This window comes from Nitratireductor sp. ZSWI3, from assembly GCF_024655565.1.
Classification (GTDB): domain Bacteria; phylum Pseudomonadota; class Alphaproteobacteria; order Rhizobiales; family Rhizobiaceae; genus Nitratireductor.
The window spans coordinates 20,444-33,190 of the sequence record NZ_JANKOF010000027.1; the positions used below are offsets into that span (position 1 = coordinate 20,444).

Consider the following 12,747-nt stretch of genomic DNA (forward strand, 5'->3'; position numbering starts at 1 on the left):
GTTCCTAACCCGTTTTGCCCTGCCCCGCAAATGCGACTTGGCCGCCAAACGCACAAACTTGCGCCATCCCCTTCGGCACGCTATCCCAGCTCAATTGCAAAGGGGACATCATGACAGCGCCAATCATCGTTTTCGACCTGGACGGAACGCTGGTCGACACTGCACCCGACCTGCTCGACAGCCTCAATCATTGCCTTGCGACGACCGGTATCGAGCCGGTCCACGATGCGGAGATCAATCGCATCGTCGGTTTCGGCAGCCGCGTGATGATCGAGCGCGCCTTCTCGGTTCGACAAAAAAGCCTGGCTCCCGGTCAGCTCGACGCGCTGCAGGCCCTGTTCCTCGATCACTACACGGAAAACGTTCCCGGGCGTTCGCGCCCCTATCCCGGCGTGCTGGAAGCCATCGAGCGCTTTCAGGCTGCCGGCTACGCCACCGCCATCTGCACCAACAAGCTGGAAGGCATGTCGCTGGCGCTTCTCGAAGCGCTGGGCCTGGCCCGTCACTTCCGGGCCATCTGCGGCGGCGACACGTTTCCGGTGCGCAAGCCGGATCCCGGCCACCTGCTCGGAACGATCGCCATGGCCGGCGCAAACCCCGAACGGGCGGTCATGGTCGGTGATTCGCGCACCGATATCGACACGGCGAAGGCGGCCGGAATACCCGTGGTCGCGGTCGACTTCGGCTATACCGACCGGCATGTGCGGGAGTTCGAACCCTCGCGGATCATCTCGCATTTCGACGAGCTGAGCGTGGAGATGATCGAACAACTGATCGCCGCGACCGCTTCCTCCGGGACAACCGCAAACCCCGCTTGACTCACCCCCGCACCGCCCCTTATATCGCGGCTCGCTCGATGATGATTTGCGAGCGGGCGCGTAGCTCAGCGGGAGAGCACACCCTTCACACGGGTGGGGTCGCAGGTTCAATCCCTGCCGCGCCCACCATCAGCCAGCCCCGATCCCGGCGCTCTCTGATGGACAACAGCCACACGACATCTCCAGCCTGCCAGCCGTCGCAAGATGATGGATCATCGCGTGACAGCCCGCACCGAGGGGCCGGCCGGGCACGATCACCACCTTACGTCGGACATCAATCACCGACCGCTTCTCGGCCCGCGGGCAGCGCGTTCAAAAGAATGTCCTTGCGCAACACGAGGCAATCGTCGAATTCGGCCACCGCTGCCTCGCATTCGCCGATCCCGGCTTTGGGCGAAAGCTTCAGCCGCCCGCCGGAGAGCGTTCGGAACGTGTCCTCGGTCAAGCGGCTGCGCATCGGGTTCTCGTTGAAATCGACCTCGACAAAGCCTTCGCCGGCGCCCGCCGCCGCCTTGACGTGCAGGGATGCCAGAAGCCCCACCCCGCCGCCGAGCCAGTGGGGGCAGAACGCGATGCCGGCCGCCCGGGCCATCCCTGCCACCTCGAGCGCCATGCCCAAGCCGCCCCATTTCCCGACGTCCGGCTGCAGATAGCGCAGGGCACGTCGCGCCGGAAGCGCTGCGAAATCGGCAAGGCTCGTGAAATTCTCCCCCGCGGCGAGCCGCGCCCCGGTCTCCGCGGCAAGCCGCATCCAATATTCGTCCGGCTCGTCATGAGCGATCGGCTCTTCCAGCCAGGTCAGCCCGACCTCCCGCACATCGGCCGCGAACGCCACCGCTTCCTCAATCGTCCATGCCTGATTGGCATCGGCCATCAGCGGAACGCCCTCTCCGATCGCGCCCCGCGCCTCGTGCAGGTTGGACCGGTCGAGCGCGGCATCGAAGCCGACCTTGATCTTGCAGCCCGCATATCCGGCAGCGATCGCACGCGCCGCCGTCTCCGGGGCCCCGGAAGGGTTGATGCCGCTGGCATAGACGCCGACATCGTTGCCGCTGCCCGCGGCAAGGAAGCGGTGCAATGGTAGCTTGCGTCGCCGCGCCGCCAGATCCTGCAGGGCGCATTCCAGCCCCGCCAGGCATTGCGATATGGGGCCGGTCTCTCCGGTCTGTATGGCCAGGACCCGCAAGCGCTCCGACAGGACGCCCCAGAGCCGCGCCGGCTCACCGAGCAGCCCCGTCTCGCTCGCCAGCGGCAGGATCACGCTCTCGAGCAGCCGGGCCCGGTGCTCGGCGCCGACGGCGGGATAGTTGCACCAGACCTCGCCCCAGCCGACATGACCGTCCTCGTCCTCGATCCGCAGGAGCACGGACGGCCGGTTCAGCATGGTCCCGAAGGAGGTGCGCACCGGGATATCGATCGGGATGCGGTGGACGAGGATGCGGACGCTCAAACGGCTCATGCCAGTCCGCCCTCCGGCCAGCGCTTCCCCGGCATCGGGGTTTGCGTCTCGAACACTGCCTGGCGCAGGACGCGTCCGACGGGGGAAGCGGGGCGCAACAGCGCTGCCGGATCGAGGCCTTTGCGCATTCTAAAGCCCCTTTTCAAGTGATCTGTCCCCACATCGCCGCCTTCACTCGATCGTGCCCGCCCGCCAGGACGGCGGGCGGGGTGCCTCCACCGGGGTTCTAACCGGCCTGCTTCAGAAACAGGCTCGGATCGAAATAGCCCTCGGCTTTCACCGGATCGGAGATGCCGCCGATCCCGACATAGAAGTCCGTCACCCGATCGAGCCAGGTCGCCACCGTTCCGTCTTGGTACATCTTCGCCCAGTCGGCTGCCGAGAAGAGCTTCTGGGCGCCGTACTGCTCGCGCAGGTCCTCGATCGGCACGTCCGCGTATTTTTCCTTCTGGAGCATCGCCAGCGTCGCATCGGCATCCTCGATCAGGTCCTTGTTGGCCGGCAGCCAGGCCTTGATCACGCGCTCGAGGACGTCCTTGCGCTCGTCGAAATAGTCGTTGCGTGCCGCCCAGCCGCCGACGATCGCCGCTTCGGGATAAAACTCGGAAGCATCGACCAGCATCTTGGCGCCCTGCAATTGGCTCTTGACCTGAACGTTGAACGGAACCCAGAGAGCCACCGCAGGCACGGCGCCCGAGATGAAGGCGGTGACCGCGTCGGGCATGCGCTGATTGATGATGGAAACCCCGGACTTGGGATCGATGCCGTTGGCGCTCAATGCGGTGTCGAGGAACACATGGGCGGTGGTGCCGATGGAGGTGGCGATCTGCTTGCCCTTCAGGTCCTCGAACGAGTTGACGCCCATCGCCGGGTTCACCCAGAGCTGGGCGGTCGCATATTCGACGTTGTTGATCAGGAACACCTTGCCCTGTCCGCGGGCCGGAAAATTGGAGACGACCGCCCCCGTCGCCAGCATATCGAGCGAGCCTCCCACCATCGCCTGGAACAACTCGAGGCCGGTATAGAACCGCGTGAAGGTGGGCTTCAGGCCCTGCTCCTGCCAATACCCCTTCTGCTCCGCCGTCCAGATGTGACCGTCCACCGCGAGCGTGTGGAGATAGCCGACACGGATCTCCTCCTCCGAGCCCGCCGCCCGGACGATGGCCGGGGCAGCCAGCATCGTGACACCGCCGGCGGCTGCCGACCGTAGAAAATTGCGTCTGTTCAGTTTCATCATATCCTCCCTCAATTGCCGCAGCATCTCGGCTGCGGCCAGAATGGTCATCGAAGCGCCTGTTGCTCGGCGTACTGCTTCATGACCTGCTCACGCAGATGACTGCGCAATGCGATGAATTCGCCCGAATCCAGCAAGCTCTTGTCGCGCGGGAACCCGAAGGGAATGTCGATCCGTTCGACGATGCGGGACGGGCGTGCCGAGATGACGAGCACGCGGCTCGACAGGTAGATCGCCTCCTCCACGGAATGGGTGATCAGAAGCGCCGTCTTGCGCTCGGCCTGAAGGATCTGATGCAGCAGCTCGTGCATGTCGCTGCGGGTCTGGGCATCCAGCGCCCCGAACGGCTCGTCCATCAGCAGGAAATGCGGGTTTGCAGCATAGGCGCGCGCCAGCGCCAGACGCTGGCGCATACCGCCCGAGAGGTTCTTCGGCCAAGCGTCCCGGAAATCACCCAGCCGCATCAGGCGCATATACTTCTCGGTGATCGCCTGGCGTTCCGTTCTGGAAACGTGGCGCTTGATGGCAAGATCAAGTCCGAAACGGATGTTCTTCTCGACTGTAAGCCACGGGAAGACGCCATATTCCTGAAACATCACCCCGCGATCGGGCCCGGGGCCCGAGACCGGAACCCCCTCCAGCAGAACGTCGCCGGAGGTCGGGCGAACGAAGCCCGCCAGCATGTTCATCATCGTCGTCTTGCCGCATCCGGAGGGGCCGACCAGCGAGACGAACTCCCCTTCGGCGATGTCGAAGCTGACGTCCCGGACCACCTCGACGTCGCCATAATGCATCGAGACGTTGTTGAAGCGGACCTTTATGTCGCTCCGCTCGGCATGCAGGCCCCCAGCACCCGAAGCCCCCGAAGCCAACGATCCCTCCCCGTTCATTGGGCCTCCCTTTCCTGCCAATCGAGGAAGCGGCGCGAAGCCCAGCGAAGGATCGTGTCCATCATCAGGGCGAAGAAGCCGATCGCGATGATGCCGGCATAGATGGTCGTCAGGTTGAAGAAGGCGCTCGCGTTCTGGATCACCGCGCCGATCCCGTTCTGCGCCGCCACCAGTTCCGACGCCACCAGCGTCGCCCAGGCAACGCCCAGTGCGACGCGGGTCGCGGTCAGCACATGCGGCAGGGTGAGAGGGACGATGACCTTGGAGAACACCTCCCAGTCGGTCGCCCCCAGCGTGCGGGCGACGCGGATGAAAAGCGGGTTGGTCTGCGACATGCCCTCATACATGACGATGACGCCGGCAAAGAAGGCTGCATAGAAGAGGATCGCCACCTTTGCGACCTCGCCGATGCCGAGATAGACGATGGCGAGCGGGATCAGCGCGATCGGCGGCAGGGCGCGAAAGAAATTGATCAGCGGATCGATGAAGCGGCGGATGCGCCGGTCCCATCCGATCAGGAAGCCGACCGGCACGGCGAGCAGCATCCCGAACAGGAGGCCGAGCAGCACGCGCCGGACCGACATCCAGATATCGATCAGGAAGGTCCCGTCGGTGCTGCGCTGCCAGATATCGAGAAAGACCAGATGAGGCGGCGGCAGGAGCCCCTGATCGACCAGGCCGCTCCAGCGCACCAGATACCAGACCACGATGACCGTCAGGAACGGCAGCAGCCGCCAGCCGAATTCCGTCAATCGCTCCATTCATCTCTCCGTCGGTGCGGAGGCAGAACGCGCGCTTCCGCCCGTGTTGAAATCGAAGTCGAGCCGCACATACTCGCCCGGATAGCGGGCATGGGTGTGGACGACGACGCGGTCTTCCGCATCGCAGATGGTGCGCAGGATCTCGACCACCGGCGCCCCCAGCGCGATCCCCAGCGCGCTTGCCGTGCGCTCGTCGGCGATCGAGAACGTCACGCGCTGCCTGGCTGCGGCGATCAGCGATCCGTGGCGTTCGGCCAGAACAAGAATGACGGGACTTGCCTGAAAACGATCTGCATCGGCTGCGAAGACGTCTTCACGCAGATAGATGTCGATCAGGCAATAGGGCTCGCGGCCACGGCTGTGCACGCGCTGGAACCGCGCATAGGAACCGTGCGCCTGCCCGACCTGCAAATCGCGAAGCCGGGCGCCGTCTTCCGTCGAAATCGGCGCGATCATCTCGGGCTTGACGCTCCGCAGGCCCGCCACCAGATCGCTCCAGGTGGTCGGCAGGGCGTGCGAGCGCCTCTCGGGAAGGTTCGCCCGCACGAAGGTACCGCGGCCGCGATAGCGCTCGATCAGCCCCTCCCCCTCGAGAACGTCGAGCGCCTCGCGGATTGTCGCGCGCGAAAGGCCGAACTCCGCCTGCAGCACTTCGATCACCGGGATCTGCTCGCCCGGCCGCCACTGCCCATTGTCGATCTTCAGGCGGATCTGGCCCGCCGCCTGCATGTAGAGCGGCTGCCGGCTGCGGATATAAAGGGCTGTATTTGTCATAAAGTTCGTATATACGTACTTATGGACCAGCGCAACGGGGTTTCCGCGATCGATATTGGAACGGGAGGAGAAAGGCGGCGAATGCGTGCTGCGGAGGAGTATGACTACATCATCGTCGGTTCCGGCTCTGCCGGCTCGGTGCTGGCCAACCGCCTCTCGGCACAGCCGGATCTACGTGTTCTGGTTCTCGAATCCGGCGGGCACGACCGCAATTTCTGGCTCAAGCTGCCGATAGGCTATTTCCGGACGATCTACGATCCGCGGTTTTCGCGCTTCTTCGAAACGGAACCGTCTGAGGGTGACGGCTTCCGCGGCATCGGCTGGCCGCGCGGGCGCGTCGTCGGCGGATCGAGCTCGATCAACGGGCTGATCTTCATCCGCGGACAGCATGAGGATTTCGACGACTGGCAGCGCATGGGGGCCTCCGGCTGGGCTTACGAGCAGGTGCTCCCCGCGTTTCGCCGCATCGAGCGCTATCAGGGCGGAGAGGACCGCTTCCACGGCAGAAGCGGCGACATGCAGGTGTCGGACCTTCGCAGCGCCAATCCCGCCTGTGCCGCATGGCTCGAGGCGGCACAGCAATTCGGCCTCCCCTTCAATCCGGACTTCAACGGCGCCTCCACCTATGGCGTCGGCCGTTACCAGCTCAGCCTCGGCCGCCGGTTGCGGGCCAGCGCTTCCGCCGCATTCCTGCGCCCGGCGCTGCAAAGGCAGAACCTGACGCTGAAGATCAAGGCGCACGTCACCCGCATCGTCATCGAAAAGGGGAGCGCGACGGGTGTCGAATACATGCAGGGCGGGCAGCGCCGCCTCGCCCATGCAGGCCGGGAGGTCGTTCTGGCGGCCGGAGCCCTGCAGTCGCCGCAACTGCTGCAGCTTTCGGGCATCGGTCCGGCAGACCGTCTGCGATCGCTCGGCATCAAGACCATTGTTGACGCGCCCGAGGTTGGGGAAAATCTCCAGGACCACTACCAGATCCGTCTCATCCTGCGGCTCAACCGGCCGCTTTCGCTGAATGACGACGTGCGCAATCCCCTCAAGCTCGCCCGCATGGGATTCGACTGGGCCGTGCACGGCACCGGCCCGCTGACGGTCGGCGCGGGCCAGGTCGGCGGCGGGGCCTGCACGCGATACGCACAGAACGGCCGGCCCGACATCCAGTTCAACGTCATGCCGTTGTCGGTCGACAAACCGGGCACGCCGCTGCACGATTATTCCGGCTTCACCGCATCGGTCTGGCAGTGCCATCCGGAAAGCCGCGGCACCGTGCACATCGGTTCGACCGACCCGCTTGCCCCGCCCAAGGTTTCACCGCGCTATTTCGCGGCCGAGGCCGACCGCGCGGTGATGATAGAAGGCGTCCGCATCCTGCGTGAGATTCACCGGCAAAGCCCGTTCCGCGAATTGTGGACCGAGGAGATCGTCCCCGGCCCCGATCAGCAGACCGACGCACAGCTTTGGGAGGCGATCCGCACGACCGGCGGCACGGTGTTCCATGCCTCGGGGACCTGCCGCATGGGCACGGACGATCGCGCCGTCGTGGATCCGCAACTGCGCGTGCGGGGCGTCGAGGGGCTTCGCGTGATCGATGCATCCGTCATGCCCAAGATCACCTCCGCAAACACCAATGCCGCCACCTTGATGATCGGCCAGAGGGGAGCCGAGTTCCTGCCAGTGGTCTGACCGAAACAGATGGTACCCATCTGTTTCGACAAGTCAGCCCACAAGCTATTGATCTGGTGGGGCGATTTTCCCAACAGACGGGTACCATCTGTTGGGATCGCACCACTAGGGTCAGGACCTATTAATATGACCACAATGGCGTTCGATAGACCAAGAGATGCAAGGAAAAGCCCGCAGAGCGGGGTCTTTCCCCCGGTCAAGGGCTTTGACGCGGCAGCGCGCCGGTCTATCGAGCGTCCTTCGGATCGGCCTGATTTGCACGGGCTACTTTGTCGCAAGACCTTGAAAGACGTAAAGTCTTCCTGCGGTCCTGCTTCGCGTATCCGCACAAATCAGGCCGACCATTGCGGCCATATTAATAGGTCCTGACCCTAGGCAACCGGGCACAGGTCGAGACGGGCCACGAGCAGGCCGCCGGGTGAAGACGCGCGCCATTCAAACCGCGTGCCGAGCGAGGCGGTTTCCTCCGAACCGATTCTCCTGTACGGAGTGATCGACCATTCGTGAGACCCGTCGCAGTGCAACCATCGACAATCCGCACCGCCGCCTATCCTGCCGCGATATTCGCCGTCTACATTGCAGCCGCGATGCTGCTTCCGGCGGCGGTCGACCTTTATTACGGCAACAAGGACTGGCAGGTCTTCGTGGTCTGCTCTCTGGCCACGGGCGCCATAGCGCTGACCATCGCGGCGGCGACGCGCGGCCACCTGCCCAGGGGGTCGACCCAATCGACCTTCCTCGTCGTCGTGCTTCTCTGGCTGATGCTCGGCGCCGTCGGCGCACTGCCGTTCTACACCTCCTCGCTGAAGCTCGACCTTGCCGGGGCGGTGTTCGAATCGGTCTCGGCCATCACCACGACCGGCTCCACGGTGATCTCCGGGCTCGACGGCCTTCCCCCCGGCCTCCTCTTGTGGAGATCCCTGCTGCAGTGGATCGGCGGCATCGGCGTGGTGGCGCTGGGGCTGTTCCTGCTGCCGCTGCTCAAGGTCGGCGGCTTCTCCTATTTCCGCGTCGAATCCTCGGACATCGAAAACCGTCCCTACGAACGATTCATCAGCTTCCTGATCGCGCTGATCGGCATCTATTGCCTGCTGACGGCGCTGTGCGCGCTCAGCTATGCGGCCACCGGCATGAGCAATTTCGACGCCGTGAACCATGCGATGACGACGATCGCTACCGGCGGCTTCTCGACGCACGATGCCTCGTTCGGTTATTTCGAGGGCATGGCGGTCCTCTGGGTCGGCACGGTTTTCATGCTGCTTGCCGCCCTGCCCTTTTCCATCCTCGTGCTCTTCTTCGCGCGCGGGCGGCTCGACGCCTTGCGCGATCCGCAGATCCGGGTGTTCCTCGCCTATGTGGCGGTCATCGTCGTGGTTCTGGCTGTGCAGCGGCGCATCACCACCGGCATGCCGTTCGACGTGGCGCTCACCACCAGCGCCTTCAACCTGGCCTCGATCATCACCACCACGGGCTATGCCAGCGAGGATTATACGCTGTGGGGCCCGTTCGCCGTCGCCATGGTCTTCTTCGCAACCTTCCTTGGCGGCTGCTCCGGCTCGACCTCCGGCGGCATCAAGGCCTATCGGTTCCTCATCCTCGGCCGCATGCTCCTCAACGGTCTCAAGCTGCTGATCCACCCCCATTCCGTGCAATCCCTGCGCTACGGCAAGCGCGTCGTCGATGAGGAGATGCAACGGTCCGTGGGCCTGTTCCTGTCGGCGTTTCTGGCCTCCTGGGTCCTTTCGACACTGCTTCTGGCGCTGACCGGCCTCGACCTGATCACCGCCACCACCGCCTCCCTCACCGCGCTCACCAACGTCGGCCCGGGTCTGGGCGATGTGGTCGGCCCGGCCGGCAATTTCGCATCGTTGAGCGATTTCGCAAAATGGGTGCTCTCGGCATCGATGCTGCTCGGACGCCTGGAGATCCTGGCGGTCATCGTCCTGTTCGTGCCGGCCTTCTGGCGCAGCTGAACTCGCCATAGAGCGTTTTGCAGTCAGGTGAAATCACCGGACGCCCGCAGAAATGCGGGAAGACAAAGGATCTTTCCGGCCTGGATATCGCCTGCGCGTCAGCTGCTCGCGGCGCGCAGATCGGCGATCTTTTCGAGCGCGATCTTCAAGCGTTCATCGCGTCCGTAGACATCGCCGTGATAGCCGATCCGGCCAGTCGCGGCCTCCGGCCAGGCGGTGAAATATCCCACATAGACGGGAATGTCCCGGTCGATCTTGCGGCGGGTCGGGCGGCTGCGGTCGCCGCTGTTGATGCTCGCGGCAACATCGTCCACCGACGTTCCAAGCACGGCGGCGGCCATGGCGCGCGGATCGGCGAGCCGGACGCAACCGTGGCTGAAAGCGCGCGTATCGCGCTGAAACAGGCTCTTGGACGGCGTGTCGTGCATGTAGATCGCGTGGCGGTTCGGGAACAGGATCTTCAACTCGCCGAGCGCGTTGCTGGGGCCCGGCTTCTGCCGCACGCTCACCGGGACCTTGCCGCCATGCTGCCCCCAGGAGACCGACGTCGAGGAGACCCGTTGGCCGCGGCTGTTGACGACCTCGTAGCCGTTGCGGTCGAGATAGCTGGGATCGCGCACCAGTTTCGGCAGCATCTCGTTGACGAGAATGGAGCGCGGCACGCCCCAATAGGGGTTGAACTCGACGAATTCCAGCTTGTCGTGGAAGAAGCTCGTCTGATTCGATGCCGAGCCGACCACGGTGCGCATGGAGAGCCGCGGCTTGCCGTCCTCGAAATAATCCACTTCGAAGGCGGCCGCGTTGATCACCACGCGGGTATCGCCGAGCTTCGAGGGATGCCAGCGCAAACGCTCCAGCGCGAACAGCACCTTTTCGATGCGCGCAGCCTTGGTCTCACCGGCCACGGCGCTGACGGTGCGCGGGCCGATGACGCCGTCCGGCTTGAGGCCGTGCCGCTCCTGCGCCGCTTTCACGACCGGCACCAGCTCTTCGTCATAGACCTCGCTGCCGGCATGGCCGTCGAGCAACGCCCCGTAGGTCTCCAGGAAGGCCGTGTCGCCGTCGCGCTTCATGATCTTCAGCAGCTTGGCGAATTCGGGATGCGAGCCGCCCGGCCGCACGAAGGTCTTCGGATCGACGACGATTTCCTTTTCCGCCGCGGCACGAAGCGTCTCGAGCTCGGCGCGTAAGGCACGATACTCGTCGTTTCGCGGATGCAGCCCCTGCAGATAGAGATCGACATCCGAAGCGTGCGCCATGAAACCGAGGCTCTGCACCAGGTCCATCGATTTCTTGGGGAAGTCGTGGTAGCCGGAGAGCTTGTTGGGATCGACGCGGCCCGAATAAGCGTCGCGCGCATAGCGCAGGGCTCGCGCCGACAGCATCATCTCGAAGCGGATCAGCGACCGCTGCCGCTCCGCTTGACCGGCACTGCTGCCATCCGCTGACGGGAAACGCACGCTGTAATCGGCCTCGGACAAGCCGTAGCGTCCGGCCTCGGCCAGGACGCGCAGGGCGCTCTGCGCCGCCGCATTGGGCCTGTCTTGGTCAACCCAGATGAACCCCGGATGCCGCGTGTAATAGCCAGCCAGCGCCTCGGCGATATCCTTTTCCGCATAGAGCTCGAAGCCGGCGAGCCCGGTCAGTGCCGACTGGAACGCCGGATCGCCCTTCACCACACGCGTTTCGGCCTCCGCCTCGGAAGCCTCGGGCGACGGAGCGATCTGCGAAAAATCGACCCGCACCAGCGATGCCGGCTGATAATTGTAGTAGGACGGCGCCGACACTTTCGGCAGGGCAACGGGCTTTCGCTGTGCCGGCGGCGCGACGCGCCGCTGCTGCTGCTCGATCGGCGCCCCGCGGGCTGCCCGGTTGCCGCCGAACAGCATATCGAAGAGATTGTCGGCGCGAACCGCGGAGGCGCTGCCGGCCAGTAGGGCAACGGCGGCGCAAGCAAGGCCGGCCTTGTGAAAATATCCAGAAACCATGACTCTCCCTGCCCGGGCACCCGTGCCGGCACGGCCATGCCGGCACAACAGGCTCGCGCTCATTCCGTCAACGTCTCACACCGCTTTCCGCTCCATCGACAATGATGCGCACACGGTGATTCATCGTCAGGATAACAGTTCGCACCCTGTCAGTCGCCGGATGATCGGTAAAATTGTCGCGAATTATCCGCTCAATTTGCGATTGGTTAATGAAGCTCTAAGGAGGCGACCTCCGGTCTTGGCGGAGAAGCCCATTCCCGCATAGCGACGAACTCGGCGGCCCGTGCAGCCACATCGACGTCGCTCAAGATGCGCCGGTGGCCGAGGCCCGGCGCCCAGGCGAGGCGCACATGCCTGCCTGCCGCAGCCATGTCTTCGGCATCGCGCGCAGCGACCTCCTTGTCGTCGGGAGCGTGGATGACGAGGGTCGGCGTGTCCACGGTTGCAAGCTGCCGGGAACAGACATAGGTCGCCAGCGGATTGCCCGCCACGGCTTCCACCCGCGCCTCGAAGGCTCCCTGCGTGCGCGGCCCGAGGCCGAAATGGCGCCCGAACCTCCTGAAAAGCGCCGGCATGGAATTGGGCGAAGCAATCAGCACCAGTCGCTCGAAGGGAACCGCGGGAACATGCCTGACGGAACCGACTGCCGCATTGAGCGCCACGGCACCGCCGAAGGAATGGCCGATTGCAGCGTTAAACGGCCCGAGCCACTGCGCCGCGACCTGCACCGCCTCCACTGCATTCGCCATGTTGAGCCGGCGTCCGGAAGCGGCACCGTGTCCGGGCAGATCGACGGCGACGACGCGAAAACCCCGCCCGAGCAGCGCTTCGATGATCGCACGCATATGCTCGCTGCGCGAGCGCCAGCCATGCAGCACGAGGGCGGCGGGCGCGTCGCGGCGGGCGCCCCAATTGGTGAACTCGTAGGCGACGAAGGACCCGGACTCTCCGGCAAGACGATGCTTGCGCGCCCCCGCCATCAGATCGGAGGTCTGCGCCAGAAGCCGACGCTCGCGTTCCGACAGCCGCGCCGGATCGGGTGTCCGGCAGAACAGCTCGAAAGCAAAGCGCCCCGCAAGACTTGGCGCGATATGTTCAACTGTGCCAAAAAGAGTTCTTATGATCCGCGAATTGAAATCGGCCATGCCAAAGATCCGAAGAATGTTC

10 protein-coding genes and 1 tRNA gene are annotated in these 12,747 nt (G+C 64.6%); 4 read left to right on the forward strand and 7 right to left on the reverse strand.

Annotated features, from left to right (window positions below; genetic code table 11):
• Positions 1–110: 110 nt before the first annotated feature.
• Complete coding sequence (gph, locus tag NUU27_RS10860) at positions 111–818, forward strand: phosphoglycolate phosphatase (protein WP_257762119.1); 708 nt, start codon at positions 111–113, stop codon at positions 816–818.
• Positions 819–872: 54 nt separating this feature from the next.
• Positions 873–947: transfer RNA gene (locus tag NUU27_RS10865), tRNA-Val, on the forward strand.
• A 145-nt stretch (positions 948–1,092) separates the two neighbouring features.
• On the opposite strand, the gene NUU27_RS10870 is transcribed toward NUU27_RS10865, so the two are convergent.
• From NUU27_RS10870 to NUU27_RS10890, 5 genes are all read right to left on the reverse strand, one after another.
• Positions 1,093–2,277, reverse strand: a complete 1,185-nt coding sequence (locus NUU27_RS10870) for a mandelate racemase/muconate lactonizing enzyme family protein (RefSeq protein WP_257762120.1) — start codon at positions 2,275–2,277, stop codon at positions 1,093–1,095.
• 226 nt (positions 2,278–2,503) lie between these two features.
• Entirely contained in the window at positions 2,504–3,511 is a 1,008-nt protein-coding gene (locus tag NUU27_RS10875; protein ID WP_257762121.1) for an ABC transporter substrate-binding protein, read from the reverse strand.
• Between the two features lie 47 nt (positions 3,512–3,558).
• Positions 3,559–4,305: an ABC transporter ATP-binding protein gene (locus NUU27_RS10880; protein WP_257762152.1), complete on the reverse strand. Its 747-nt coding sequence runs from the start codon at positions 4,303–4,305 to the stop codon at positions 3,559–3,561.
• Positions 4,306–4,397: 92 nt separating this feature from the next.
• The gene (locus NUU27_RS10885) at positions 4,398–5,162 is read right to left on the reverse strand and encodes an ABC transporter permease (RefSeq protein ID WP_257762122.1); all 765 of its coding nucleotides are present in this window, start codon (positions 5,160–5,162) and stop codon (positions 4,398–4,400) included.
• Positions 5,163–5,936, reverse strand: coding sequence for a GntR family transcriptional regulator (locus NUU27_RS10890; protein ID WP_257762123.1), 774 nt, complete (start codon positions 5,934–5,936; stop codon positions 5,163–5,165).
• A gap of 81 nt (positions 5,937–6,017) precedes the next feature.
• On the opposite strand from NUU27_RS10890, the gene NUU27_RS10895 reads away from it, so the two are divergent.
• Positions 6,018–7,619 (forward strand): GMC family oxidoreductase, encoded by a 1,602-nt coding sequence (locus NUU27_RS10895; RefSeq protein WP_257762124.1) that lies wholly within the window; start codon positions 6,018–6,020, stop codon positions 7,617–7,619.
• A gap of 518 nt (positions 7,620–8,137) precedes the next feature.
• Positions 8,138–9,592: a TrkH family potassium uptake protein gene (locus NUU27_RS10900; protein WP_257762125.1), complete on the forward strand. Its 1,455-nt coding sequence runs from the start codon at positions 8,138–8,140 to the stop codon at positions 9,590–9,592.
• A gap of 98 nt (positions 9,593–9,690) precedes the next feature.
• On the opposite strand, the gene NUU27_RS10905 is transcribed toward NUU27_RS10900, so the two are convergent.
• A complete protein-coding gene (locus NUU27_RS10905) occupies positions 9,691–11,580 on the reverse strand; it encodes a murein L,D-transpeptidase (protein WP_257762126.1) in 1,890 nt (629 codons plus the stop codon).
• A 206-nt stretch (positions 11,581–11,786) separates the two neighbouring features.
• On the reverse strand, positions 11,787–12,725 hold the full coding sequence (locus tag NUU27_RS10910) for an alpha/beta fold hydrolase (RefSeq protein ID WP_257762127.1): 939 nt from the start codon (positions 12,723–12,725) through the stop codon (positions 11,787–11,789).
• Positions 12,726–12,747 lie beyond the last annotated feature (22 nt).